At 72.6% G+C, this 25,624-nt stretch carries 26 protein-coding genes and 1 pseudogene; 12 read left to right on the forward strand and 15 right to left on the reverse strand.

Features of this window, described 5'->3' with window-relative positions; translation table 11 throughout:
* Nucleotides 1-371: 371 nt before the first annotated feature.
* Entirely contained in the window at nt 372-1,043 is a 672-nt protein-coding gene (locus tag PV342_RS11485; protein WP_400799613.1) for a DUF6344 domain-containing protein, read from the forward strand.
* A 94-nt stretch (nt 1,044-1,137) separates the two neighbouring features.
* Here PV342_RS11485 and PV342_RS11490 read toward each other — a convergent pair whose 3' ends face one another.
* The gene (locus tag PV342_RS11490; RefSeq protein WP_400799610.1) at nt 1,138-1,371 is read right to left on the reverse strand and encodes a hypothetical protein; all 234 of its coding nucleotides are present in this window, start codon (nt 1,369-1,371) and stop codon (nt 1,138-1,140) included.
* Between the two features lie 486 nt (nt 1,372-1,857).
* Between PV342_RS11490 and PV342_RS11495 the strand changes: the two genes are divergently transcribed.
* From PV342_RS11495 to PV342_RS11525, 7 genes are all read left to right on the forward strand, one after another.
* Nucleotides 1,858-2,772, forward strand: coding sequence for an ABC transporter ATP-binding protein (locus PV342_RS11495; protein ID WP_026250815.1), 915 nt, complete (start codon nt 1,858-1,860; stop codon nt 2,770-2,772).
* The gene (locus PV342_RS11500) at nt 2,759-3,664 is read left to right on the forward strand and encodes an ABC transporter permease (protein WP_018558205.1); all 906 of its coding nucleotides are present in this window, start codon (nt 2,759-2,761) and stop codon (nt 3,662-3,664) included. The genes PV342_RS11495 and PV342_RS11500 overlap by 14 nt, the downstream gene beginning before the upstream one ends.
* A complete protein-coding gene (locus PV342_RS11505; RefSeq protein ID WP_018558206.1) occupies nt 3,661-4,578 on the forward strand; it encodes an ABC transporter ATP-binding protein in 918 nt (305 codons plus the stop codon). The genes PV342_RS11500 and PV342_RS11505 overlap by 4 nt, the downstream gene beginning before the upstream one ends.
* A gap of 23 nt (nt 4,579-4,601) precedes the next feature.
* A complete protein-coding gene (locus PV342_RS11510; RefSeq protein WP_018558207.1) occupies nt 4,602-5,321 on the forward strand; it encodes an ABC transporter permease subunit in 720 nt (239 codons plus the stop codon).
* 108 nt (nt 5,322-5,429) lie between these two features.
* Nucleotides 5,430-5,687, forward strand: a complete 258-nt coding sequence (locus tag PV342_RS11515) for a hypothetical protein (RefSeq protein WP_400799604.1) — start codon at nt 5,430-5,432, stop codon at nt 5,685-5,687.
* Between the two features lie 26 nt (nt 5,688-5,713).
* Nucleotides 5,714-6,322, forward strand: a complete 609-nt coding sequence (locus tag PV342_RS11520; RefSeq protein ID WP_018558209.1) for a YceI family protein — start codon at nt 5,714-5,716, stop codon at nt 6,320-6,322.
* A gap of 41 nt (nt 6,323-6,363) precedes the next feature.
* Nucleotides 6,364-7,089: a rhomboid-like protein gene (locus tag PV342_RS11525; protein WP_400799600.1), complete on the forward strand. Its 726-nt coding sequence runs from the start codon at nt 6,364-6,366 to the stop codon at nt 7,087-7,089.
* Here the strand turns inward: PV342_RS11525 and PV342_RS11530 are convergent.
* The 9 genes from PV342_RS11530 to PV342_RS11570 form a co-directional block, all read right to left on the reverse strand.
* Nucleotides 7,025-7,840: an HAD family hydrolase gene (locus PV342_RS11530; RefSeq protein ID WP_500316851.1), complete on the reverse strand. Its 816-nt coding sequence runs from the start codon at nt 7,838-7,840 to the stop codon at nt 7,025-7,027. The genes PV342_RS11525 and PV342_RS11530 overlap by 65 nt on opposite strands.
* Nucleotides 7,837-9,114, reverse strand: a complete 1,278-nt coding sequence (serS, locus tag PV342_RS11535) for a serine--tRNA ligase (protein WP_400799595.1) — start codon at nt 9,112-9,114, stop codon at nt 7,837-7,839. The genes PV342_RS11530 and serS overlap by 4 nt, the downstream gene beginning before the upstream one ends.
* Before the next feature lie 585 nt (nt 9,115-9,699).
* Nucleotides 9,700-10,629: a prephenate dehydratase gene (gene pheA / locus PV342_RS11540; protein ID WP_018558213.1), complete on the reverse strand. Its 930-nt coding sequence runs from the start codon at nt 10,627-10,629 to the stop codon at nt 9,700-9,702.
* Between the two features lie 35 nt (nt 10,630-10,664).
* A complete protein-coding gene (gene efeB / locus PV342_RS11545) occupies nt 10,665-11,900 on the reverse strand; it encodes an iron uptake transporter deferrochelatase/peroxidase subunit (RefSeq protein WP_500316854.1) in 1,236 nt (411 codons plus the stop codon).
* Nucleotides 11,897-13,783 (reverse strand): copper resistance CopC/CopD family protein, encoded by a 1,887-nt coding sequence (locus PV342_RS11550; RefSeq protein WP_500316855.1) that lies wholly within the window; start codon nt 13,781-13,783, stop codon nt 11,897-11,899. Before PV342_RS11550 ends, efeB begins: the two co-directional genes overlap by 4 nt.
* 10 nt (nt 13,784-13,793) lie before the next feature.
* On the reverse strand, nt 13,794-14,243 hold the full coding sequence (locus PV342_RS11555; protein WP_386989914.1) for a copper chaperone PCu(A)C: 450 nt from the start codon (nt 14,241-14,243) through the stop codon (nt 13,794-13,796).
* A complete protein-coding gene (locus tag PV342_RS11560; protein WP_500316857.1) occupies nt 14,240-14,905 on the reverse strand; it encodes an SCO family protein in 666 nt (221 codons plus the stop codon). Before PV342_RS11560 ends, PV342_RS11555 begins: the two co-directional genes overlap by 4 nt.
* A 77-nt stretch (nt 14,906-14,982) precedes the next feature.
* Entirely contained in the window at nt 14,983-15,747 is a 765-nt protein-coding gene (locus PV342_RS11565) for a YcnI family copper-binding membrane protein (protein ID WP_361002476.1), read from the reverse strand.
* A 96-nt stretch (nt 15,748-15,843) separates the two neighbouring features.
* Entirely contained in the window at nt 15,844-16,584 is a 741-nt protein-coding gene (locus PV342_RS11570) for a hypothetical protein (RefSeq protein ID WP_500316858.1), read from the reverse strand.
* 212 nt (nt 16,585-16,796) lie between these two features.
* On the opposite strand from PV342_RS11570, the gene PV342_RS11575 reads away from it, so the two are divergent.
* Nucleotides 16,797-17,243, forward strand: coding sequence for an ATP-binding protein (locus tag PV342_RS11575; RefSeq protein WP_018558220.1), 447 nt, complete (start codon nt 16,797-16,799; stop codon nt 17,241-17,243).
* A 63-nt stretch (nt 17,244-17,306) separates the two neighbouring features.
* On the opposite strand, the gene PV342_RS11580 is transcribed toward PV342_RS11575, so the two are convergent.
* Together PV342_RS11580 and PV342_RS11585 are read right to left on the reverse strand one after the other, a co-directional pair.
* Nucleotides 17,307-18,764: an aminopeptidase P family protein gene (locus PV342_RS11580; protein WP_391576870.1), complete on the reverse strand. Its 1,458-nt coding sequence runs from the start codon at nt 18,762-18,764 to the stop codon at nt 17,307-17,309.
* Between the two features lie 74 nt (nt 18,765-18,838).
* Nucleotides 18,839-20,206, reverse strand: coding sequence for a PP2C family protein-serine/threonine phosphatase (locus tag PV342_RS11585; RefSeq protein WP_400799574.1), 1,368 nt, complete (start codon nt 20,204-20,206; stop codon nt 18,839-18,841).
* Nucleotides 20,207-20,821: 615 nt separating this feature from the next.
* Here PV342_RS11585 and PV342_RS11590 point away from each other — a divergent pair.
* Both PV342_RS11590 and PV342_RS11595 read left to right on the forward strand, forming a co-directional pair.
* The gene (locus PV342_RS11590; protein WP_361002465.1) at nt 20,822-21,475 is read left to right on the forward strand and encodes a bifunctional DNA primase/polymerase; all 654 of its coding nucleotides are present in this window, start codon (nt 20,822-20,824) and stop codon (nt 21,473-21,475) included.
* 147 nt (nt 21,476-21,622) lie between these two features.
* Entirely contained in the window at nt 21,623-22,153 is a 531-nt protein-coding gene (locus PV342_RS11595; protein ID WP_400799570.1) for a hypothetical protein, read from the forward strand.
* Nucleotides 22,154-22,368: 215 nt separating this feature from the next.
* Here the strand turns inward: PV342_RS11595 and PV342_RS11600 are convergent, their stop codons facing one another.
* The 3 genes from PV342_RS11600 to PV342_RS11610 all read right to left on the reverse strand — a co-directional run bounded on the left by PV342_RS11600 (nt 22,369) and on the right by PV342_RS11610 (nt 25,006).
* The gene (locus PV342_RS11600) at nt 22,369-23,340 is read right to left on the reverse strand and encodes a DUF5926 family protein (RefSeq protein ID WP_386989901.1); all 972 of its coding nucleotides are present in this window, start codon (nt 23,338-23,340) and stop codon (nt 22,369-22,371) included.
* Between the two features lie 110 nt (nt 23,341-23,450).
* The gene (locus tag PV342_RS11605; RefSeq protein ID WP_500316860.1) at nt 23,451-23,972 is read right to left on the reverse strand and encodes an ATP-binding protein; all 522 of its coding nucleotides are present in this window, start codon (nt 23,970-23,972) and stop codon (nt 23,451-23,453) included.
* A gap of 158 nt (nt 23,973-24,130) precedes the next feature.
* Nucleotides 24,131-25,006, reverse strand: a complete 876-nt coding sequence (locus PV342_RS11610; RefSeq protein WP_018558227.1) for a glycerophosphodiester phosphodiesterase — start codon at nt 25,004-25,006, stop codon at nt 24,131-24,133.
* A gap of 309 nt (nt 25,007-25,315) precedes the next feature.
* Here PV342_RS11610 and PV342_RS11615 point away from each other — a divergent pair.
* A pseudogene (locus tag PV342_RS11615) lies at nt 25,316-25,624 on the forward strand (transposase); the annotation flags it as partial.

Consider the following 25,624-nt stretch of genomic DNA (forward strand, 5'->3'; position numbering starts at 1 on the left):
TCCGGCCGCCCGGGCCGAAGTGGTGGGGCGATCGGGGCGGCAGCCGCCGTCCGGTGGAAACCCGTCGGCGAGCCGCGCCCGCCCGGCCGGTGCCTCCGCACGCCAGGGGACCCTGGGACCTCCCGCGGACGCCGCCGGCCGGGTCTTAGTCGCTCCCTGCGGCGCCGATACCCCCGGTGGTGGGGAGCCGCAACTCGGGGAGCACCCCGGCGAAAGGTCGTCGCCGAAGAGGCCGGCCGGGGCACGGCTCGGCCACCCGGGTGGTGTTGATCGGAATATCGGCATCCCCGGGGTGCGGCACCGAGGATTTCGTGCTCACTTCCGCATCATCGGATTAGTCGCTCCCGACTCACCGAAGGAAGTGAGAGGTCATGGCTGCCAACACCCATGTCAGGACGTTCTGGGACGTCTTCGTGACGCTCCTGCTCAAGATGGTCGCGTACTTCGGGTTCGCCGTCCCGGTGTCGCGTAGCACGGCTCCGGCCGCGCCGCGACCGGAGGCCCTCCCCGGCACCCGGTTCCTGCCCACCGCCGAGGCGGTGCGTCACTGGGCACCGGCTCCGCGAACGGAACCGGCACCACGACCGGTGGCCGTGGGCGCCGCCGCGTCCGGGCCGGGACTGCGTGTCGAACCGGGACTGCGTGTCGAACCGGGACTGCGTGTCGAACCGGGACTGCGTGTCGAACCAGGGCTTCGCGCCGAACCCGGCGGACGCACACCCGAGGTCCCGTCGTCCCGCAAGGCGTCCCGCAGCTCGTCGCATCGCTCGCCGCGTCCGTCGTCCCTCACGCCGTACCGCAACGAGCCCGTCGTGCCCGAGCCGTCCGTTCCCTTCGTCCCGGCGCCCTGCCTCACCGCCGCCGACGCCCACTCCCTGCCGCCGACGATGAAGCAGCGCATCCGCGCCGAGGCCCACGGCGCCTCGCCCGTGGCCCGCGTGCGCACCCGTCCGATCGGCGACGCCGGCCTCGACCCCGCGCTGAGCGACATGACCGAGGCCCCGGCCCGTACCCCGCGCCGCGAGTGGGCGCTCTGCGCATGACCGCCGCGGACGCGCGTGACCAGCCGGTACGGCGTGCCGCACGGCCCCCGTTGACGGACCGTCAAGCCGCCACGACCCCGGATTCCACGCACCATCACGGCGCCGGACACGGCGCCCGCTCCAGCGGAACCGCCCGGACGCCCCGGACGACGGGCGCACTCACGGCCCCGGGCCGGAGCACGGCAGTGAGCACCACCCCCGGCGCCACCCCCGGCACCACGCCCAGCGCCACCCCCGGCACCACCCCCAGCACCACCCCCAGCACCACCCAGAGCACGAGGACGACGATGCCGGAGACGCCCCGCACCCCCGAGGCTGTGACGGTCACCACCGGCCCGCCCTGGCCCCACCCGTGGGCCACGGACCGTCCGGTCGCCGGCCCGCCCGTGCTCGACGGCGGTCGTCACCGCCCCGTTCGCGCGTACGGCGAAGCGGGCACCCGCACACGTACACGCCGCCCGCACCGCGCACCGACGCACCCCACGACCGAGCACCGCACACCCACGCACCCCCCGCGCGAGCGCGGCACACGCGCACCCGTGCACCCGCACGCGCACCCGTACACGCACTCCACGACCCGACGCAGCGCCACGCGGCACCATCGCGGGGTCCGGCCCGTCGGGGCGGACCGGTGGAGCCGACCGTGCTCCCGGACGACGCCCCGCCGCGGCTGAACCGCGCGACCCGCGGGAGGAATCCCGGCAAGACGGACGCACCGCACCGCCTCCCCTACGGGGAAGTCAACCCGAAGGACTACGCACAACCGCCCCCCAGACTGACGACGGGGTGTGGCGCGCGCCACTAGGTTCGTGGCGTGACTGTGATCGCTACCGAAAGCCTGACGAAGCGGTACCCGAGGGTGACCGCTCTGGACCGGCTCACCGTCGACATCGCACCCGGCGTGACCGGGTTGGTCGGTGCCAACGGAGCCGGCAAGTCGACCCTGATCAAAATCCTCCTGGGGTTGGCGCCGGCCACGGAAGGCCGGGCCGCCGTCCTGGGCATGGATGTGGCGACAGAGGGCGCGGCGATCCGCGCCCATGTGGGCTACATGCCGGAGCACGACTGCCTGCCCCCGGACGTGTCGGCGACGGAGTTCGTCGTCCACATGGCCCGTATCTCGGGGCTGCCGCCGTCCGCCGCGCGCGAGCGCACCGCGGACACGCTCCGCCACGTCGGCCTGTACGAGGAGCGGTACCGCCCCATGGGCGGGTACTCCACGGGCATGAAACAGCGGGTGAAGCTGGCCCAGGCACTGGTCCACGATCCCCGGCTGGTGCTGCTCGACGAGCCGACGAACGGGCTGGACCCCGTCGGCCGCGACGACATGCTCGAACTCATCCGCCGCGTGCACACCGAGTTCGGCATCTCCGTGCTGGTCACCTCCCACCTGCTCGGTGAACTGGAGCGCACCAGCGACCACATCGTCGTCATCGACGGCGGCTCCCTCCTGCGCTCCTCCTCGACCAGCGACTTCACCCAGGCGACCGCCTCGCTCACCGTCGAGGTCACCGAGCACGAGGACGAGCTGGTCGAGAAGCTGACCGCCGCCGGGCTCAACGCGCACGCGGACGGCCGGCTGGTCATGGTCGACATCGACGGGGACGAGACGTACGACGCGGTCCGCGACGCGGTCGCGGAGCTCGGCACGGGCCTGGTGCGCATGGAGCAGCACCGGCACCGCATCGCCGAGATCTTCCGGGGAGGGGACGAGCATGACGCAGCTTGAGGGCAGGCCGCCCGCCGCCGACGTCATCCACGACATCGGCTACCGGCACTACGACGGCCCGCGGCTGGGCCGTGGCTACGCGCGCAAGTCGCTGTACGTGCAGAGCCTGCGCAGCGCCTACGGGCTCGGCCGGTCGGCGAAGTCCAAGGTGCTGCCGATGATCCTGCTGGCCGTGATGTGCGTGCCGGCCGGGATCATGGTCGCGGTGGCGATCGGCACCAAGGCGACCAAGCTGCCGATCGAGTACACCCAGTACGCGATCATCATGCAGGCGGTCATCGGCCTCTACTTGGCGGCCCAGGCCCCGCAGTCCGTCTCGCTGGACCTGCGGTTCAAGACGACCCCGCTGTACTTCTCCCGTCCGATCGAGGCGGTCGACTACGTCGCGTCGAAGTTCGCGGCGCTGACCACGGCGCTGTTCATCCTCACCGGGACGCCGCTGCTGGTCATGTACATCGGGGCGCTGCTGGCCAAGTTCGACGTGAGCGACCAGAGCGCGGGCTTCGCCAAGGCGATGCTCGCCGCGCTGCTGCTGTCGATGCTGTTCTCGGGCATCGGCCTGGTCATCGCGGCGCTGACGCCGCGCCGGGGCTTCGGCGTCGCCGCGGTCATCGCGGTGTTCACGCTCTCGTACGGCGCGGTGACCAGCGTGCAGGGCGTCGCCTCGATCAACGGCAACGCCGACGTGATCGGCTGGCTGGGCCTGTTCTCGCCGATCACGCTGATCGACGGCGCGCAGACCTGGTGGCTGGGCGCGACCTCCAGCTTCCCCGAGGGCGCGGGTCCGAAGGACGCGGTCGTCGGCACGGTCTACCTCCTCGTCCTCCTCGCCGTGATCGCCGGCTCCTTCGGCCTGCTGATGCGCCGCTACCGAAAGGCCGTACTGTCGTGACCACCCTGTCCATCGACCATGTGTCCCGCTGGTTCGGCAACGTCGTCGCCGTCAACGACGTGACGATGACGATCGGTCCCGGCGTCACCGGCCTGCTCGGCCCCAACGGCGCGGGCAAGTCCACCCTGATCAACATGATGGGCGGCTTCCTCGCCCCCTCGGCCGGGACGGTCACCCTCGACGGCGCCACGGTCTGGCGCAACGAGCAGGTGTACCGGCACATCGGCATCGTCCCCGAGCGCGAGGCGATGTACGACTTCCTGACGGCGCGCGAGTTCGTGGTCGCCAACGCCGAGCTGCACGGGCTGGCGGACGCGGGGGCGGCGGCGCAGCGCGCCCTGGCCACGGTCGAGATGGAGTTCGCCCAGGACCGTCCGGTCGCCACGTACAGCAAGGGCATGCGGCAGCGCGCCAAGATGGCCTCCGCGCTGGTGCACGACCCGTCGGTGCTGCTGCTGGACGAGCCCTTCAACGGCATGGACCCCCGGCAGCGGCTGCACCTGATGGACCTGCTGCGGCGGATGGGCGCCGAGGGCCGCACGGTGCTGTTCTCCTCGCACATCCTGGAGGAGGTCGAGCAGCTGGCGAGCCACATCGAGGTGGTCGTCGCCGGCCGGCACGCCGCCTCGGGCGACTTCCGCAAGATCCGCCGGCTCATGACGGACCGGCCGCACCGCTACCTGGTGCGCTCCAGCGACGACCGGGCGCTCGCCGCCGCGCTGATCGCCGACGGGTCCACGGCCGCCATCGAGCTGGACTGGAAGGAGCGGGCGCTGCGCATCCAGGCGATCGACTTCGCCGGCTTCACCGAGCTGCTGCCGCGCGTCGCGCGGGAGCGGGGCATCCGGCTCTACACGGTCTCGCCGTCCGACGAGTCCCTGGAGAGCGTCTTCTCCTACCTGGTCACGGCGTAGGCACACGGCTGTAAGGAGCTCCGATGTTCAATCCCACCGTGGCCAGGCTGACCTACCGGGGGCTGCTGGGCCGCCGCCGGGCCCTGGTCCTGTTCGCCCTGCCCGCGCTGCTGATCCTGATCTCCGTGGCGGTGCGGGTGCTGGTCGGCGCCGACGACTCCATCGCGAGTTCGGTGCTGGGCGGTTTCGCGCTGGCGACGATGGTGCCGCTGGTCGGCGTGATCGCCGGCACCGGCGCCATCGGGCCGGAGATCGACGACGGCTCGATCATCTACCTGCTGGCCAAGCCGGTGCGGCGGCCGACGATCATCGTCACCAAGCTGCTGGTCGCGATCGCGGTGTCGGTGGTCTTCTCGGCCGTGCCGACCCTGATCGCCGGGTTCATCCTCAACGGCAACAGCCAGGGCATCGCGCTCGCGTTCACCGCGGCGGCGGCGGTCGCCTCGGTCACGTACGCGGCGATCTTCCTGCTGCTGGGCGTGGTGACCCGGCAGGCGGTGGTCTTCGGCCTGGTCTACGCGCTGATCTGGGAGTCGCTGATCGGCAGCCTGGTGCCGGGGGCACGCACGCTGAGCGTGCAGCAGTGGGCCCTGGCGCTGGCCCAGAAGATCGCCGGCGAGGGCCTGGTGACCTCCGACGTGGGGCTGCCGCTCGCGGTGGTGCTGCTCGTCGGCGTCACCCTCGCCGCGACCGCTTTCGCGGGGCAGCGGATGCGGTCGCTGACGCTGGCCGGCGAGGAGTGATCGTTCCGGCCTGAGGCCTGTCGTCCCGTAAGCCGCCCGGGTGGACTTCTTCCGCCCGGGCGGCCCTGCTCCCCTGACGTCCACACATCGGATTGTCAGATTTGCGGCGTGATGTCCGAGACTCCGCTGCTCTTCGCCGTGGGCGTGTTCCTGGCCGCCCTCGGCCTGCTCATCGCGCTGTTCAGCCCGGAGCTGGCCCACCGCGTCGACGCGGTCGCCGCGCGTTCCGCCGCCGGGCTCCGCCGCTTGTGGTCCCGTGTGCGGGGCCGGCGGCGCCTCGTCCCCCTCCCCTGGAAGTGGGCCAGGTCACAGGACTCCTTGAAAATTCAAGGGAATGCCGTTACGGTGAAGGAGGTTGAATCGTAAACCACCACGTCCCCAAGGAGTTCATCATGGGTCTCTTCAGCCGCAAGAGCGAAGCCACCGCGACCGCCGCCGTCACCACCGCGCCGTCCGCCGACCTGGCGCACCTGACCGGTGAGTACACGATCGACCCGACCCACAGCGAGGTCGGCTTCTCCGTGCGCCACGCGATGGTCACCACCGTGCGCGGCCAGTTCGCGGAGTACGAGGGCAAGCTGCAGCTGGACGGCAGCAAGCCGGCCAACTCCTCCGCCGAGGTCACGATCAAGGTCGTCAGCATCGACACCAACCAGACCCAGCGCGACGAGCACCTGCGCACCGGTGACTTCTTCGACGCCGCGACCTACCCGGAGATCCGCTTCCGGAGCTCCTCCGCCGAGCAGGTCGACGACGAGACCTACCGCATGCACGGTGACCTGACGATCAAGGACACCACCAAGCCGGTCTCCATCGACTTCACCTACAACGGCTCGGCCACCGACCCCTACGGCAACCTCCGGGTCGGCTTCGAGGGCTCCACGACCGTCAACCGCTCCGACTGGGGCCTCACCTACAACGCGGCCCTCGAGGGTGGCGGCGTCCTGATCAGCGAGAAGGTCAAGCTGACCTTCGACATCTCCGCGATCAAGGCGGCCTGAACCCGCTGAAGCCGCCTTTCCCCTGCCGCACGATGGAGGGGATGGCAGTGGACGAGACGGCCGGCCCCGCCGGCACCGGGCGCCGCCGCTCCGCACCGCGCGGCGCGGCGGCCCGGGTCGTCGTCCCCGACGTGCGCGCCTGGGTGCGCTCCACCCCCGGGACGCACATCTGGCTGCTGGTCCTCGCCGCGACCAGCTGCGTCATGGCGGCCGCCCCGCCGGACCCGCGGTCCTTCCTGCTGCACCAGAACAACACGAACCTGGCGGAGCTGGGCTCCCGGCCGGTCCGCGCGCTGCTCGGCAGCGCGCTGTGGACCGAGTCGCCGGCGGCCTTCGGGCTGTACGCGCTCTGCTTCGAGGCCGTCCACGCACCCGCCGAGCGCTGGCTGGGCACCCGGCGCTGGCTCGGTGTCGCCGCCCTGGCCCATGCCGGGGCGAGCGTCCTCAGCCAGCAGGCCGTCCTGCTGGGCATCCACGCCGGCCGGCTGCCGGCCTCGCTCGCCCGGACCGTCGACATCGGGGTCAGCTACGGGCTCGCCGGGGTCGTCGGCGTACTCGCCCACCGTGTGCGACCGCCCTGGCGGCTGCCCTACCTGCTCGCCGCCGCGGGCTTCCTCGCGTATCCCCTGGTGACCCCGGGCCGCACCTACACCGACCTCGGGCACGTCATCGCCCTGCTGATCGGCCTCGCGTGCCGCGGGCTCACGCCCAGGGGAAGAGCCGCTCCAGGACCAGGGCGATCCCGTCCTCGCCGTTGGAGGCCGTGACCTCGTCGGCGGCCGCCTTGAGCAGTGCGTGGGCGTTGCCCATCGCGACGCCGTGGCCGGCCCACTCGAACATCGGCAGGTCGTTGGGCATGTCGCCGAAGGCGATGGTCTCCGCGGCCGTCACGCCCAGCCGGCGCGCGGCCAGCGAGAGCCCCCGGGCCTTGGACAGGCCCAGCGGCAGCAGCTCCACGATGCCCGTACCGGACATCACGGCGCTGACCAGGCCGCCGGCGGCCGCGGTCGCGGCCTGCGCGAGCTCGTCGTCCCCCATCCCCGGGCACTGGATGTAGAGCTTGCTGACGGGCGAGGCCCACAGCCCCGCCACGTCGTCCACCGTGCCGCCCACCGGCAGCTCGGAGTCGAACAGCCGGTAGCCGGGGCCGAGCACGATGTCGCCGTCCACGCCGTCGAGCGCGGCCGCCACGACCAGCCGGCCGGTCTCCGCCTCGATCTTGGCCAGCGCCGCCCGGGCGGTCTGCCGGTCCAGCGTGACCGAGGTCAGCAGCCGGCGCTCGCCGGCGTGGTAGACCTGCGCGCCCTGCATGCAGACGGCCAGGCCCTCGTAGCCGAGGTCATCCAGGACGCGCACCGTACGGGCCACCGGGCGCCCGGTGACGACGATGTGCGCGGCACCCGCCGCGGTGGCCGCGGCGAGTGCCTTGCGGGAACGCTCCGAGACGGTGTGGTCGGGGCCGAGCAGCGTGCCGTCGAGATCCGTCGCGATCAGGCGGTAGGGGAGTGGGGAGGTCACTTGGCGACCGGCTCCAGCACCTCACGGCCGCCCAGGTAGGGGCGCAGCACCTCGGGGACGCGGACCGAGCCGTCGGCCTGCTGGTGGTTCTCCAGGATGGCGACGATCGTGCGCGGGATGGCGCACAGCGTGCCGTTGAGCGTGGCCAGCGGGCGGGTGCCCTTCTCGTCCCGCAGCCGCACCGACAGCCGGCGGGCCTGGAACTCGGTGGTGTTCGAGGTGGAGGTCAGCTCGCGGTACTTGCCCTGGGTGGGGATCCACGCCTCGCAGTCGAACTTGCGCGCCGCGGAGGAGCCCAGGTCGCCCGAGGCCAGCTCGATCACCCGGTAGGGCAGTTCGAGCGAGGTCAGCCACTGCTTCTCCCACTCGAGCAGCCTCGCGTGCTCGGCCTCGGCGTCCTCGGGGCGGGTGAAGACGAACATCTCCACCTTGTCGAACTGGTGGACGCGGATGATGCCGCGGGTGTCCTTGCCGTACGAACCCGCCTCGCGCCGGTAGCAGGGCGAGAAACCGGCGTAGCGCAGCGGCAGCCTGGACGCCTCGATGATCTCGTCCATGTGGTACGCGGCGAGCGGGACCTCGGAGGTGCCGACCAGGTACAGGCCGTCCTTCTCCAGGTAGTACACGTCGTCCTCGACCTGGCCGAGGTAGCCGGTGCCGGCCATGGCCTCCGGCTTGACCAGCGTCGGGGTCAGCATCGGGGTGAAGCCGGCCGCGGTGGCCTGCGCGACGGCCGCGTTGACCAGGGCCAGCTCCAGCAGGGCGCCGACGCCGGTCAGGTAGTAGAAGCGCGAGCCGGAGACCTTGGCGCCGCGGTCGACGTCGATGGCGCCGAGCAGTTCGCCGAGGTCGATGTGGTCCCTGGGCTCGAAGCCCTCGCCGGCGAAGTCGCGGGGGCTGCCGACGACCTCCTTGACGACGAAGTCCTCCTCGCCGCCGACGGGGACGTCCGGGTGGACGATGTTGCCGAGCTGCAGCAGCAGGCGCTGCGCCTCCTCGGCCGCCTCGTGCTGCTCGGCGTCGGCGGCCTTGACGGCGGCCGAGAGCTCGCCGGCCTTCTTGAGCAGCTCGGCCTTCTCCTCGCCCTGCGCCCTGCCGATGAGCTTGCCCATCGCCTTCTGCTCCGCGCGCAGCTCGTCGAAGCGGGTACTGGACGACCTGCGCCGCTCGTCGGCGGAGAGGAGGGCGTCGACGAGCGCGACGTCCTCTCCACGGGCGCGCTGGGAGGCGCGCACACGGTCGGGGTCCTCACGAAGCAGGCGAAGGTCAATCACGGGAACAGGCTACCGGTGCGCCGGGTGCCGACGCGACAACTTAAGTGCTTTATGAGGCATTATGTCCGCTTCGAAAGAGGGCCGCGGGGAATGCCGGACGGCCGGTAATGGCGGGTCGGTTACCGTCAACCGAATTCTTCGCGTCCTTCCGGGGAGGGCATGTGGCCTGTGGACAAGGGCAGTTGGGGCAGGTCCGGAGCGGAGGGTTATCCACAGGGGGAGGAGACTCCCCGTCGCTTGTCCACAGCGGGTGTGGATGGGCTGTGGAAGATGGGCTTGATCATTCCGCGAGGTGGGTGCGGGGGCGTGGATTCCCGGTCCAAACCCTCTTAACACTCACTTTCGAGTGAGAACTCTTCCCTCTATCGAGTTGTTCGAATGCATTGGGATGACGAATGATGACCTGTGGTCCTGTGGGTCCACTTGGTATGAGTGTGCCGATTTGTCGATCTGGCGGTTCATTGGGCGACTTGTTCTGTCGACTTATCCCCAGCCTGCGGCAGGGGCCTGTGGATAACGCGGTGGACAACCGAAGGAGCCACCGGTTGTTCACCGGAGGCCCCGTGAAGCGGTGCGCGAACGGCCTCAGACCCGCCCGTCCAGGGCGCGGCCCAGCCAGTCCGCCGCGGCCGTGAACTCCTCGTCCGTGGTCCCCTTGCGCTGCTGCGGGGGCACCTCGTCCGCGCGCGGGTACGAGCCGAGGAAACGCACCTGCGGACAGATCCGCTTCAGGCCCATCAGCGCCTCACCCACCCGGCGCTCGGTGATGTGTCCCTCGCAGTCCACCGAGAAGCAGTACCGGCCGATCCCCTCACCGGTGGGCCGCGACTCGATGCGGATCAGGTTCACCCCGCGCACCGCGTACTCCTGCAGCAGTTCCAGCAGTGCGCCGGGGTGGTCGTCGCCCAGCCAGAACACCGCCGAGGTCTTGTCCGCGCCGGTCGGCGCGACCGGCCGGGCCGGCCGGCCCACCAGCACGAAGCGGGTCTCGGCGTTCGCCGCGTCGTGGATCTCCGTGGCCAGCGGCTCCAGCCCGTACGTCGGCGCCGCGAACTCACCGGCGAACGCCGCGTCGTACCGGCCCTCCGCCACCAGCCGTGCGCCGTCGGCGTTCGACGCCGCCGACTCCCAGGCGGCGTCCGGCAGGTGCGCCGACAGCCACGTGCGGACCTGGACCTGGGCGGCCGGGTGACCGGTCACCGTCTTGACGTCGCCGAACCCCGTGCCCGGTCGCACCAGCAGTGCGAACGCGATGCGCAGCAGCACCTCGCGGTAGATCATCAGCGGTGAGCCCGCCGCCAGTTCGTCCAGCGTCGCGGTGATGCCGCCCTCCATCGAGTTCTCGATGGGCACCAGGGCGGCCGCCGCCTCCCCGCAGCGCACCGCGTCGAGCGCCGCCTGCACCGAGACCATCGGCACCAGCTCGCGGGTGGCGGCCTCCGGAAGCGTCCGGAGCGCGGCCTCGGTGAACGTGCCCTCAGGGCCGAGATAGGTGTAACGGCTCGCCGGCGACATGTCTGTCAGCCTAGGCCCTGGGACGGCGCCCTTCCTCAGGACTCCAGCAGCCGCTGGCCGACGTATTCGCCCGGTGCCGCGCCGCCCGGGACCGCGAAGAGCCCGCTGGCCTCGTGGCGCAGGAAGCGCGACAGGCCGTCGCCCCGGTCGAGTTTGCGCTGCACCGGCACGAATCCCTTCAGCGGGTCGGCCTGCCAGGCCACGAAGAGCAGCCCGGCGTCGGGCGCGCCGTCGTCGCGGTAGCCGTCGTGGTAGGAGAAGCCCCGCCGCAGCATCGCCGCGCCGCCGTTGGAGGCCGGGGCGGCGACGCGGACGTGCGCGTCGGCCGCGATCGCGAAGGCACGGCCGTCCGGGCCGATCTTGTCGAGGTCGGGCCTGCTCGCTTCGGTGCCGCCGGACAGCGGCGCGCCGTCGGCCTTGCGGCGCCCGATCACCTTCTCCTGGCGCTCCAGGGGAAGGTTGTCCCACGTGTCCAGCAGCATGCGGATACGCCGGACGACCACGTAGGAGCCGCCCGCCATCCACCGGGGGGAACCGCCGGCGGGGACGAAGACGCGCGCGTCGAAGTCGGGGTCGGAGGGGCGGGGGTTGTTGGAGCCGTCGACCTGACCCATCAGGTTGCGGGCGGTACGGGGCTCGGCGGTCGTACCGGGCGTGCGGTTGAAGCCGTTCATCTGCCAGCGCAGGGAGGCCGTGCCCGCGGCCTCCTTCTGCAGCACACGCAGCGCGTGGAAGGCGACCAGGGCGTCGTCCGCGCCGATCTGGATCCACAGGTCGCCGTCGCTGCGCCGGCGGTCGAGCGCGTCGGAGGCGAAGTCCGGCAGGGGGGCGAGGGCCTCCGGCAGCCGTCCGGCCAGCTCGGTCCTGGTGAAGAAGCTGCGGCCGAAGCCGAAGGTGACGGTGAGCGAGGACGGCCCGGCGTCCAGGGCGACCTGGTTGTCGCCCGCGGGCGCCCTGCCCTCCGTCATCGCCTCGGCCGCCGCGGACCAGCGGCGCAGCAGGGCCGCGGCGCCCTTGCGGCCGACCCCCGCGGCCAGGTCGAAGGCGACGAGGTGGCCGCGGGCCTGCAGCGGGGTGGTGATGCCGGCCTGGTGGGTGCCGTGGAAGGGGACGGCCGTGGCGCCGACCGAGGTCAGCGCGGTGGCCTCGTCCCGCGTCGCGTGCGCGGTGACGGCGCCGGAGGCGCCGCCCACGAGCAGTCCCGCGGCGCCCGCCGCGCCCGCGGTGCCGAGCAGCCGGCGCCGCGAGAGGTCCTGAGTGCGGTCGTTCATGAGCCGATCTTCACTACCTTGGTACGGGTGACCTGGTCGATGTCCGAGGTCCGGACGGTGACGGCGATCGTCCACTCCCCGGGGACCGGGATCTGGACGTTCGCGGCACTCCAGTGCCCGGTGTCGACCTTCCCCAGCGTCACCGGGATGGGGCCGATCTTCTTGGACTTCAGGGTGAAGGAGATCTGCACCTCGGGGACGTCGAAGGCCCGGCCGTCGGGAGAGGTGACCAGCAGGTGGAGTTCGTTCTCGGCGATGCCGCCGGGATCCATGGTCACCTCCGCCTCGCCCTTGCCGTCGGTGCCCCCGGTGTCGAACGGGATCCTCACGTCCAGCGGCTCGGGCACCTCGGCCACCGGTGCCGAGGCCTGCTGCGCGGCGCCCTCCTCGGCGGCCCTGCCCGGCTGGGTGCCGGTCAGCAGCGTCGTGACGGCCAGCACCACGACCGCGACGGCCACCTCCGCCAGCACCGACTTGCGCAGGCCGGTGCGCTCGGCGTCCCCGTCGCGCTCCTTGCGGGCGCGCTCCTTGGCCAGCGCCGCCTCCTGCCGGGCCAGCTGTCCGGCGCGCTCGGACGCGTCGCCGCCCCCGCCGCCCGCGCCCTTCCGTCCCGCCGCCACCGGCTGGGCGACGGCGACCGCCCTGCCGCGGACCGCGGCCTCGCCGAGCCGCGCGGTCCAGCGGCGGGACAGCCAGGCCAGCTCCACCAGCACGATGACCAGGCCGACCTTGACGAGCAGCAGTTGCCCGTAGCCGGTGGACACCAGCGCGTCCCAGGAGCCGAGCTGACGCCAGGACTGGTAGACGCCGGTGACGACCAGGGTCACCACCGCCCCGAAGGCGATCTTCGAGAAACGCTGCACCGTGGCCCGCTCCACCCGCTGCCCGCTCCACAGGGCGGCCAGCAGCGCGGTGAGGCCGCCGAGCCAGACGGCCACGGCCAGCAGGTGCACGATGTCGACGGGCATCGCCACCGACGCCTGGATGCCGACCGAGGCGTGCTCGGCCATCGCCCACGTCGCGGCCAGGCCGACCGACACGACCGTGCCGCCGATGGCCAGGCCCCAGGCGAGGTCCTGCCGTTCGACCGGGTCCTCCCGCTTGGCCCAGCTGCCGAAGAGCACCGCGATGAACACCGCGCCCGCCGCGAGCAGCAGCAGCCGGGACAGCAGCGCCGCGCCGGGCCGGGTGTCCAGGACGTCCCGCACGCCGCCGAGGTCGAAGGCGTCGCCGAGCGTGCCCCCGTTGGCGTAGGGGGCGCGCAGCATCAGCAGCAGTATCGTCGCGGCGACCATCGTGGCCCACCCGGTGGCCACCAGCCGCCGCATGGGCCGCGTCCGCGCGCCGTCCGGCCAGCACACGCCGATGAAGAACGCGGCGCCGACCAGCAGCGCGAAGCCGAGGTAGGCGGCGTAGCGGGCGATGTCGTACAGGGCGCCGACGGCGCCCCCGCCCACCTCCTGCGCGGGCAGGGCGACCGAGGTCTTGGAGGGCGCGCCGATGGAGAAGGTGAAGGCGCCCGCCACCGGGTGGCTGTCGGCCGAGACGGCCTTCCACGCGACGGTGTACGTGCCGTTGCCGAGCCCCGGGCGCAGGGCGACGGCCGCGGTGGTGTTCCCCCGGCCGCCGTCGTTCGCGTCGCCGGTCTCCGCGCGCTCGCCGTCCGGGCCGAGGACGCGGATGGCGTCCCTCGACAGCAGCACGCCCTCGGAGAAGGTCAGCCGCACCTGCGCCGGCGCGGTCTTGACGACCGATCCCTGGGCCGGGTCGGAGCCGACCAGCGCGGCGTGCGCGGACGCCGGCGCCGCGGTGCCGAACAGCAGGCCGAGCACGGCGAGCGGCACGGCCAGCAGGCGCAGCGCGGACTTCGTCATCACCCTCATGGCGCTCTCCTCAGTCCCCCGGGCGGTAGCCCGCGGGCTTGACCGGTACCCGTACGTCGATGGTGTCGGCGTCGTCGAAATGCAGCCGCAGCGACACCCGCTCGCCGGGCACGGGTTTGTGCTCCAGGTCCGTCAGCATCAGGTGGCTGCCGCCGAGCGCGAGTGTGAGCCGCCCGCCCGCGGGGACGGTGAAGGACGTCACCCGGCGCATCCGGTTGCCCTCGGTGCTGTGCAGGGTGATGTCGCCGGACAGGTCGCTGGTGACGGAGGTCAGCCGGGCGTCCCGGCCGCCGGTGTTGGCGACGGTGAAGTAGCCGGCGGCCATGTCCGCGAGCGCGGGCTGGGGGATGTAGGCGCCGCTCACCTTCAGTTCGGGACCGGCGGGCGGGCCGGAGCAGGCCGTCGCGCCGAGCAGCACCAGGGCCGCCGCCACGGGGATCCGCCGCAGGGAACGGGTCACGGGGTCCGTCCCGCGATGATCTTCGGCAGGTCGGCGGCGAACTCCTCGGACGTCGTGCCCGACATGTAGAGCGCGTGCGCCTTGTCGTCCTTCGGCGAGTACGCGATCACCTGGGCGCCGTGCGTCACGGTGATGCTGCCGTCCTTCTCCTTCACCGGCTTCTCCACGTCCACGCCGAGCGAGCGCGCGCCCGCCTGGATGGTGGCGAAGTCGCCGGTGAGACCGACGAAGGACGTGTCCTGCGCGCCCAGCCACTTGCCGAGCCGCCTCGGGGTGTCGCGCTCGGGGTCGGTGGTGACGAACACGACGACGAGCCGGTCCTGCTCGGCCGCGGGCAGCTTCGACTTGGCGATGGCGATGTCGCTCATCGTCGTCGGGCAGACGTCCGGGCAGTGGGTGTAGCCGAAGAAGAGCAGGGTCGGCCGGCCCTTGGTCCGCTCGGTGAAGTCGTACGTCCTGCCGTGTGTGTCCGTGAGGATCATGTCGGGCTTCTCGAACGGCGTGTCGAGGACGGTGGCGGCCTTCGGTGTCGCGTCGACGGAGACGACGGGCCCGGCACCGGAGGCGTCCGTTCCGCCGTCCGAGCCGCCGCAGGCGGCGAGGGTCAGGGCGAGGGCGGCGACGGCGGCGGCCGAGACTGCCGCCCTGAGGGTGGTACGCATCAGGGGTTCCCCAGGAATTCGGTGCGGCGCCGGGGGACCGCGGCGCGTACGCGGCGCGGCCCCCCGGCGATGGTGCGTCAGGCGGACGGGGTTCCGGTGCCGCGACGGCGGCCGGCCACCACGCCGAAGGCGACGCCGAGCACGCCCACGACGATGCCGGCGATGCCGAGCACCCGGGCCGTGGTGTCACTGGCGTCGGCGGAGGCGGCCTTCTCGGTGGCGGCGTCGCCGGTGGCCGAGACGGGCTCGGCCTTGGCGTCGTCCTTCTTGTCGTCCGAGGTGGAGGCGTCGTGGCCGTGGCCGTCGTCCGCGGCGTCGGCCAGGGTCAGCACGGGCGCCGGGTGCTCCGGCTCCTCCTCACCCTTCTGCTGCTCCTCGATCCAGCGCACGACCTCCTTGTCGTCGTACGTCTGGAGGGCCTTGAAGACCAGCTGGTCGGTGTCCTCGGGCAGCGGGCCCAGCGAGACCGGGAACTGCTGGAACTCGCCGGGCTTGATCTTCCCGCCGCTCCAGGTGATCTTCGTGACGGCCTCGGTGAGGTCGCCGTGACCGGTCTTCAGCGGGGTCTTGAGCTTGGTCTTGGTGATCTGCGCCGTCCAGCCGGGCACCGGCTGGACGGAGACGGAGGCGAGCGGGTGGTCGGCCGGCAGGTTGACCTCGACCTTGATCGTCGACGCCTTGTCGTCCTCGTTGGGGACCTTGAACGCGACCGTGCTGTAGCCGCCCTTGGCGGCGTTGCCGGGCTGGACGCTCACGTGCGCGAAGGCGGGGACGGCGGTGGCGAGCACGGCCGCCCCGGTGACGGCGGCGAGGGCGGTGGCGCGGCGCATGACGGTGTTCATGATGCGGAGACTCCACGGTGACGGAGGAAAAGTGGCGGATGGCACGCGTGCGGCGCGCGCGACCCCGCCCTCGTACGTCGGTGGAGCGGGTCGCGTTCAGGCCGCGAGGGCGTGCGCCGGCGGACCGCGCCGGGCCAGGCTGTGCCGTAGCAGCACCGTGTGCGGCACGGGGGCGGAGCCGTCGGTGCGGCCCGCGCCGGGGACGGCGCAGGGCGCGGCCGGGCTGCCCGTCAGCAGCAGGCGTACGAGCGCGACGACATGGCGCAGGGCGCCGCCCGACAGCTCGGCCAGCCCCCGGACCGACAGCGCGACCAGCCGCCACAGCGCGGCCTCGCCGCGGCGCAGCAGCCAGCCGGCGGTGACCGCGGCGACCGCGTGCCCGAGCAGCATGGGAAGGCTGTAGGAGAGCATCGTGCTCTCGGCGGTCACGGGGGACATGCCGGGCATCGCGGCCATCCCGGGCATGCCCGCCATGTGGCCGGCTCCGGCCGCGGTGTGCACGTGGGCGGGCAGCTCGGTCGTCCGCTCGTCGCAGAGCAGCCGTCCGGCGATCTCGGCCACCCCGCCGCCGCAGATCCCGCCCAGGTTGAACAGCACGTGCAGCACGAGCTGTCCGCCGGCGAGACCGGTCGCGATGGCGGGCGTCGAGCGCTCCCGCCCGGCGAGCGGGACGGCGAAGGCGAAGACGGCGAGCCAGCCCGCCGCCAGCGTCCAGCCGGGTACCCCGTGCCCCGACGCCAGCATGTGCGCGCCCGCGGACAACACGACGCAGACCGCGGTGAACACCGCGGCCCGCAGCAGTCGCAGATCGGCGCCGGCGCGCACGGGAGAAGACATGACGGGCGTCATCCTCTCACCGCGCACCCGTCTTGCGAACGGCGGGGCCCGGAACACGCCGGTCTGTGCTATGGCGTCCGGTGCCGTTCCTACACCCGCCTGTGGAGCGCGGGCATCCGCCGTATGGCTGGCATCACGTCAACGCCACGCTTACCGACCGTGTTTCGGGGCAATACGTATCGGTATGTCGAGCCGCAGCCAGGAGGCTGAGCATGAGCATCTGGTGGTCCCTCCACTTGCGGCGCGAGGCTGCGAGCGTTCCGCTCGCCCGCCGGCTCCTGCTGGGGACGATGGAGACGGCCGGGGTGGACCCGGACATCTCCTACGACCTGTCCGTCGCCCTCACCGAGGCCTGTGCCAACGCCGTTGAGCACGCCGCCCACGGCGAGTACCGGGTGACGGCCCGCATCGAGGGCGACCGTTGCCGCATCGAGGTGGCGGACTCCGGCCCGGGCTTCGCTCCGGACCTGCGCCGTACGCACCACTCCGTACGCCCGCTGGCGAAGAAGGACCAGCACGCCGAGCACGGGCGCGGACTCTTCCTGATCGAGGCCCTGGTGGACCACGTCCACTTCCACAACCGTCCCGGGCACGGGGCGGTGGTCAGTTTCGACAAGATCCTCAAGTGGCGGGACGACTCGCTGCTCAAGGTCTCCTGACGCACGGAGGCCGGGGCCGCACGGAGATCCGTGCGGCCCCGGCCGTCCATCTGGTTGGCGGGGTCAGCCCTTGAGGGCCGCCATCCACCGCTCGACCTCGTCGGAGCGGCGCGGCAGGCCGTCGCTGAGGTTCCGGTTGCCGTCCTCGGTGACGAGGATGTCGTCCTCGATGCGGACGCCGATGCCCCGGTATTCCTCCGGCACGGTCAGGTCGTCGGCCTGGAAGTACAGGCCCGGCTCGACGGTGAGGACCACGCCCGGCTCCAGCGTGCCGTTGACGTAGGTCTCCGTGCGGGCGGCGGCGCAGTCGTGGACGTCCAGGCCCAGCATGTGGCCGGTGCCGTGGAGGGTCCAGCGGCGCTGCAGGCCGAGTTCGAGGACGCGCTCGACCGGGCCCTCCAGCAGGCCCCACTCGACGAGCCGCTCGGTGAGCACGCGCTGGGCGGCGTCGTGGAAGTCGCGGTAGGCGGCGCCGGGGCGGACGGCGGCGATGCCGGCCTCCTGGGCGTCGTACACGGCGTCGTAGATCTTCCGCTGGATGTCGGTGTACGTGCCGTTGACGGGCAGCGTGCGGGTGACGTCGGCGGTGTACAGGGTGTGGGTCTCCACGCCGGCGTCGAGCAGCAGCAGGTCGCCGGAGCGGACCGGGCCGTCGTTGCGCACCCAGTGCAGGGTGCAGGCGTGCGGGCCGGCCGCGCAGATGGAGCCGTAGCCGACGTCGTTGCCTTCGACGCGGGCGCGCAGGAAGAACGTTCCCTCGATGTAGCGCTCGGAGGTCGCCTCGGCCTTGTCGAGCACCCGGACGACGTCCTCGAAGCCGCGGGCGGTGGAGTCGCAGGCCTTCTGCAGCTCGCCGATCTCCCACTCGTCCTTGACCAGCCGCAGCTCGGACAGGAACTCCTTCAGCTCGGCGTCGCGCTCGGCGGTGACCTTGTCGGTCAGCGCGGCCTCGATGCCGGCGTCGTAGCCGCGGACGACCCGGACCGGGCCGGTGGCCTCGCGCAGCACACCGGCGACCTCGCGGACGTCGGCGCACGGCAGGCCCAGCAGGACCTCGCCCTCGGTCAGGCTGTGGCGGCGGCCCGTCCACAGCTCACCCTGGCCGTCCAGCCAGAACTCGCCGTTCTCCCGGGAGGAGCGGGGGAGCAGGTACGCGGTGGCGTCGTGAGATCCGTCACCGTTGGGCTCCAGGACCAGGACGGCGTCCTGGGTCTGGTCGCCGGTGAGGTGCACGTACTCGCTGGCGGCACGGAAGGGGTAGTCCGTGTCGTTGGCGCGGGTGCGCAGGTTGCCGGCCGGGACCACCAGCCGCTCGCCGGGGAAGCGGGCGGACAGCGCCGCGCGCCGCTTGGCGGCGTACGGTGCCTGCTCGATCGGCTGCAGGTCGCGCAGCTCGGTGTCGGCCCAGCCGGACTTCATCACCTCGGTGAGCTCGTCGGAGACGGCCGGGTACAGGCCGTTCTTCCGCTGCTTGATGGGCTCGTCGCCTTCCGGGGTCTCCGGAGCGCGGTCCTCGACCACGTCGTGCCTCCTCGCTGTAGACCACCCCATCGTAAGTGGGCGCGGAAGACGGCCGGCGGCGGTCCCGCCCGGGCTCAGTCGAAGCGGGCGGCGAGCAGGACGACGTCCTCGGTCGGGTGGGGGTCCTCGTGGTCGTCGGGGAGCATGGTGTGCAGGACGTGCTCCACCAGCTGCGCCGGGTCGTCCCGGGCGGTCCGCGGGGCGGACGCCGCGGCCGCGTGCAGGCGGGCGGAGGCGCGGTCGACGGGATCGCCGGTGCGGTGCAGCAGGCCGTCGGTGTAGAGCAGCAGGGTCTCGCCGGCCAGCGCCCGGAACTCGACGCTGGGCGCCTCCCAGCAGCTGAGCATGCCCAGCGGCGCGGACAGAGAGGTCTCCACGTACTCGACCCGGTGCGCGCCGACGACCAGCGGGGGGCAGTGCCCGGCGCCGGCGACCACGACCTTCCGGGCGGCCGGCTCGGCGTAGGCGAACAGCGCCGTCGCCGACCGGGCGGGCTCGGTCAGCCGCAGCAGCAGCTCCAGGTCGGAGAGGACCGCGACCGGGTCCTCGCCCTCCATCACCGCGTACGCCCGCAGCGAGGCCCGCAGCCGTCCCATCGCGGCGACCGCGCTCATGCCGCCGCCGCTCACCCCGCCGACCGACAGCCCCAGTGCCCCCTCGGGCAGCGGGAGGGCGTCGTACCAGTCGCCGCCGCCTCCGGCGGCCGGGCGGTGCCGCACGGCCAGCCGGACCCCCGGCACCCGCGGCAGGCGGGTCGGCAGCAGCTCCTCGCGGAGCGTGGCGACGGTGGCGCGGCTTCGGTCGAGTTCGAGCAGCCGGGCGAGATGCTCGGCGGCGTATTGGCAGTACAGGCCGATGAGGCGGCGCCGGCGCTCGGCGGGCTCGGCGGGCTCGTCGAAGAACCACAGCGCCGAGCCCAGCCGGCCGGTGGAGCCGGCGGACAGGCGCAGGGCGTAGCTGGCGCCGAAGCCGAGGCGCAGGGCGACCTCGCGGTGGCGCCGGCCGATCCCGGGCTCGCGGCACAGGTCGGTGTGGATCTCCTCCGCGGGCACCGCCTCGGGTACGGCGGGCAGCGGGACGGTCTCCAGCGCGCCGAGCTCGGCCGGTCCGAGACCGAGACCGACGACGGTGGCCGGACCCAGCCGGTCGACGGGGGAAACGGCGGCCAGACCGCGCCGGGCGCCGACCAAGGCGCCGCCGGCGCGCAGCAGTTCCCGCAGCGCGTCCTGCAGCGTCGCCGTCCCGGCCAGCCGCCCGGTGAGCTCGTGCAGGGTGCTCAGATCGGAGACCCAGGAGGCCAGCCTGTCCTGGGCGGCCGCGGGCCGGTCGGCCGGATCCGGCGTCCCGGGATGCGCGTTCGGGTCACCCGGAGGGCATTGCTGTTCGACCGTGGGGGAGGCAGTGTGCGCCGGTGCCGGAATGGGTGGGTCGATTCCGGCCACTTTCGGTAGGCGCGCCGCGCTCATGGCCGCCGGCTTTCACGCTCTTCGTCGTGACGCGGCGACGCCTCCGCAGAGCAGCGCATTTCCGTCAATAGCATTGCAAACCCCCAAGCTCGTGCTGCGCCGCTGTCAAGGGATTCCCTTCTACCGCCTACTCGTGGGTGTGTCCAGGATTGCCCAGGTAGATGGGCTGGTGTCGGCGAGTCCGAGGAGATGCTGGACTATGGCCGAAAAAGGGCACCGCGTGCCACAATTAGTTGTCGACTGAAGGGGTTCGACAGCGCGTCATATCCGTCGCAGTGGGTACGTACGGGATGGGAGTTGGCGGCCTCAGGAACCCGGCGCCCTGCCAGGGCGTCGTAGATGGAGACGGCCGACCCTCCCTCCCCGTGGCGGGGTTGTTGCACGGCCGGCGGGACCGCACAGAGCAGCAAACGCAAGCACACGCAGCAGTTCCCAGCACTCCGCAGGACGAACAAGCGCCAGTGTGCGCCACCCCCCGCCAGGTTCCACGCTCGGCTCGAGACGTGATGCGCTGCCTTGTAAGCGGTGTGTTCCAGATTACGTTGTGTCATGGGCAGATCCCTGAGCGCTAACGGAAAGGAACGAGCGCAGATGCGCGAGATCCTCGGAAAGCGACGCAAGAGCAGTCCCGAGCTGCTGCGTGCGGCGCTCACTTGCGCCGAACGGTGGCACTGGCCCGTGGTACCCGGAGCCGGTACGGACGCGGGCGGCGAATGCGCCTGTCTGCGTCCCGACTGTCCGGTGCCGGGCGCCCATCCGCACGATCCGGGCCTGCTCGCGGCGACCCGCGATCCACGGATGGTCCGCTGGTGGTGGACGCGGCGGCCGGACCAGCCGCTGGTGCTCGCCACGGGCGACCGGGTCTCGGCGGTGAGCCTGCCGGCCGTCGCGGGGGCACGGGCGCTGGGCGTCTTCGACAAGCTGGGGGTGCGCACCGGCCCGGTCGTGGCCACCCCCACGCGCCTCGCGGTACTGGTGGAGCCGTACTCCCTTGAGGAACTGGGCGAGTTGCTCGACCGCCACGAATGGGTCCCGACCTCGCTGCGGTACCACGGCGAGGGCGGCTACCTGCTCCTGCCGCCCTCCCCCGCCGGATCCGGCGGCACCGCGGGGGCGCGCTGGGTCCGGCGGCCGGTGGTGGACCCGGGCGACCGGGCACCGTGGCTGCCCAGTGTGCGGGTGGTCGTCGACACCCTGGTGCAGGCGGGGCGCACGGCGCCGGACGGCAGTCGGCTCTCGTACTGAGCGGTGCCCCGTGGCGGGGCCCGTAGGAGGTGCGTGACGGCCTCGCCGCGGTCGGTCGTCACTCGTTCGGGTAAGAGCGGGGGCCGTTGCCCTGGGAACGGGCAACGGCCCCCGCTCCATGTCCGTTTCTCCCGCTATGTTCTGTGCATGATGCGTGCGCCGAAACTGCGGATGGCCACCCTCGCCACGGTCGTGGCGGTCGCCGCGATGCTGCCCCTGACCGGCGCCACCGCCGGGCCCGTCCTCCCCGCCGTGCCCGTGGACGTGACGACGGCCATCAGCGACGGCAAGCCGCTGTCAAGCGACTCCAGTGTCTTCGACAGCCTGCCGAAGCTGGCCGGATCAGGACGCCAGACCGCATCCTGCGGTCCCCAACTCACCTCACCGCAGGGCCTGGAGGCGCAGACCTGCACCATCGGCGAGGACGGCGACACCTGGGCGCGCACGTACTACAGCAACGCCACGGGCCGGCCCCTGGACGGTGTGCTGACCCTCATGCTGCCCGACGGCCGCACGGTGCAGGTGCGGTGCGCCATCACCGCGGACCGGGGGAGCGGGAACTGCGAGACGCCGCGCGAGCCGACGGTGGAGGGGGCGGCGGAGCCGTACACGGCCGTGGCGGAGATCGCCGAGCGGGACGGGGAACACCCGCTGCTGCGCAGCGGATCCGCGCACTGACCCGGACATGGAAACGTCCGGTCGCTGGCGACGGGGGATGCACCAGCGACCGGACTGTTCAAACGGTAACAAGACTTCGCCCGTACGCAAATCCGGGGTACGGGTTCAGGCCCGGGTTCCGGGCCCGGCCGGCAGCGGCTGTGACCAGGATCACCCGACGGGATCGTCCGGCCGGGACCACGGCCCGAACTGCGGCTGCCGGCGCGGGAGACCGGTCAGCTCAAAGTGATCTGCCGGTTGGTGAAACCGTTGCGCGCCCGCCGTTCGTCCGCCGTGAGCGGGGCCGTCCGCTCCAGCACCTCGGCCAGCCGCTCGCCGAAGGCCGCCGCGGGCTTCTCCACCTCGTCCGCCGAAACGCCCGTCGGCAGGTCCCACACCGGGACGACCAGCCCGTGCGCCCGGAACGAGCCCACCAGCCGCGTGTCCTCGCCCAGCGACGAGGCACCCGCGGCGTGCAGCCGGGCCAGCGCGTCGAGCAACTGCTCCTCAGGGTGCGGCATGACCCAGCGCAGGTGGTTCTTCTCCGGGGTCTCGCACCAGTACGCCGCGTCGACGCCGGTCAGCCGAACGGTCGGGATCACGGCGGCGTTCGCCCGCTCCAGCGAGGCGGCGACCTCACCGGTGGCGGACTCCGCGTGCTCCAGCCAGAACTCGAAGCCGGTGTGCACCACGGGCTCGAACGCTGCGCCCAGGTCCAGCAGATCCTGCAGCCGCGGACCGTCGGGCGCCGGGCGCTCGCCGCCCACCGGGTTGCCCGGCTCGGCCCGCAGCGAGCGGAGCAGGGTGTCGGCCAGGTCCCGGCTGATGTCCCCGGAGGCGGTGTCGTTCTGCAGGCCCAGCAGCACCGCGCCCGTGTCGCGGCGCAGCCCCGGCCAGGCCATCGGCAGCACGGTCGCCAGCGTGACGGACGGCACGCCCTCGGGCAGCGGGTCCTTGAGCGTCAACTCGGCCGTGGCGGCGGGCACCAGCTCGCGCAGCGCCACCCAGTCGCACTCGCCCGGCAGGCCCTCGAACGGACGCCGCACCAGCTCCGTCACCGCGTGTGCCGCCTCACGGCCGTGGCACGCCTTGTAACGCCGCCCCGAGCCGCACGGGCAGGGCTCCCGGGCACCGACCGCGGGGATCTCCCCGTCGGTGATCTGCGGACGGGCGGGGGCCTTCGTCTTCGTCGGGCGCTTCTTCGCCATGGCTCGATCTCTCCCGGTAACGGCGGTGTTCCGGCCGTGAGCCTAGCGCCACGCCGTCCGCCCTCATCGGAGGTCGCGCCCGTGCGGGCCGGGCAACTGCCCGGTGGGGCCTACGGGAGGTCGTCGAAGGGGTCCGCGAAGTCGATCGGGATGTCGAGCTGGGGAGCGAGGTCGTGGCGTCGCGCGTGCCGGCTGCGCACCGCGAGCATCGCCCACACCGTGACCTCGCCGGGGGCGTCGCGCACGCCCCAGCGCAGCGACAGGTTCCGTACGATGCCCAGCCCGCGGCCGCCGCGGGCGGTGAGCGAGGGACTGGCCGGGAGCGGGCGGGTCGGCCCGCCGCCGTCGGTGACCTCCACCGTCAGCAGGCCGTCCTCGTCGATCCGCCAGGCGGCCCTGATGCCGCTGCCGCCCGAGGACGGCGCGTCCTCGCCCAGCGGCCGGGCGTGCCGGCAGGAGTTGCTGAGCAGTTCCGACAGGATGAGCACCGCGTCGTCGACGGCCGGGTCCGCGACCCCGTGCGCGCACAGTTCCTTGCGCAGCCTGCGCCGCGCCTCGGCCACGCCCGCCGGACCATGAGGCAAGGCCATGGTCGAGGACGTCGGCACCTCCTGGGCCACCACCAACGCCACCCCCGAGACCTCCTTCACCCCACGCCACGGGATGGATGCCCTCTGGTTCTGGGCCGGAAACCGGCCAACTGCGATCTCTTGGGGCACACACAACGATCGGACAGGTTCCGAACGCGCCGGTGCACACCGCCCGGGACGGGCGATCGCCCCTATTCCCTTCAGCAGCGCCCGAGTTGGGCCAGTACCTGCCGCGGGCGGTTGGTGATGACGGCGTCGACGCCCAGCCGTACGCACAGTTCGACGTCCTCGGGTTCGTTCACCGTCCACACGTGCACCCGGTGCCCGGCCTCGTGCAGTCGCTCCACGTACCCCGGGTTGGCGCGCAGGATGCGGATGCCCGGACCGGCGATCCCCACCCCGGCCGGCAGCCGGCCGTCGCGGTGCCGGGGCAGGACGTACTGCATCAGGAACACGGTCGGCAGATCGCGCGAGGCCATCCGGATCCGGCGCAGCGAACGCGAGGAGAAGCTCATGACGCGGACCCGGGACGGCTCGCCCGGCTCGGGCCACAGCATCCCGAACCGGTCCAGCAGCTCCACCAGGCGCTCCTCGACCTGGCCCGCCCAGCGCGTGGGGTGCTTGGTCTCGATCGCCAGCTCCACCCGGCGGCCGGTGTCGGCGACCAGTTCCAGCAGCCGCTCCAGGGTCAGGACGCGGCTGAGCTCGTCCGGGTCGCCGTCGAAGCGGTCGGGGGCCTCGGCGTCCGCGTCGAGGAGGGAGCGCAGCTCCGCGGACGGGCGCCGCCGCGCCCCGCCGGCGCGTCCGGCTCCCGGTTCCGCCTTCCAGCTGCCGAAGTCCAGGGTCCTGAGGTCGGCCAGCTCCAGCGCGGAGACCGCGCCGCGGCCGTTGGAGGTGCGGTTCACCCGGCGGTCGTGCACGCAGACCAGCGTGCCGTCGGCGGTGAGGCGTACGTCGCACTCCAGGGCGTCCGCGCCGTCCTCGATGGCTTTCCGGTAGGCGGCGAGCGTGTGCTCCGGGGCGTCCTCGGACGCTCCCCGGTGAGCCACGACCTGGATCGCGCGGAGATCGGTCACCGGGCTATCGTGCCATCCGCCGGGCCGGGAACGGCCGCTGCTTACGGCGGCCTGACACCCGGTGGGAAAAGCTGTGTCCATCATGACGGTCGTCGTACGTACCGTAGCCGTAACCGTACGCACGGCATACAACGCATATCCGAGGAGAACAGCCGTGAGCACCGAGAACGAGGTCGGCCCGGTCCCGGCGGCGCTGCCGACGCAGCCGCCCGCTGACACTGTGTCCGCCGCTCCCGCTGCGCCTCCCGCGCCCCCCGTCGCCGCGCCCGCCGCTCCCCCGGCCCAGGCGCAGGCGTCGTCCCCGGGCCCGGCCGCCCCCGCACCCGGCCGGACAGGGTTCGCGCCGACAAGGCGTACAGCTCCCGCGCGAACCGCGCCTACCTGCGCAAGCGCGGTATCCGCTGCACGATCCCGGAGAAACGCGACCAGATCGCCAACCGCAAGAAGCGCGGTTCCCACGGGGGCCGGCCACCCACGTTCGACAAGGCCGACTACGAAGAGCGCCACGCGGTGGAGTGCGGAATCAACCGCCTCAAACGCCACCGCGCTGTCGCCACGAGATACGACAAGCTCGCCGTCCGCTACGAAGCGACCGTGCTGGTCGCAGCCATCAACGAG

Origin of the sequence: Streptomyces sp. PA03-3a, assembly GCF_033792735.1 — a bacterium.
In the GTDB taxonomy this organism is placed as follows: Bacteria; Actinomycetota; Actinomycetes; order Streptomycetales; family Streptomycetaceae; genus Actinacidiphila.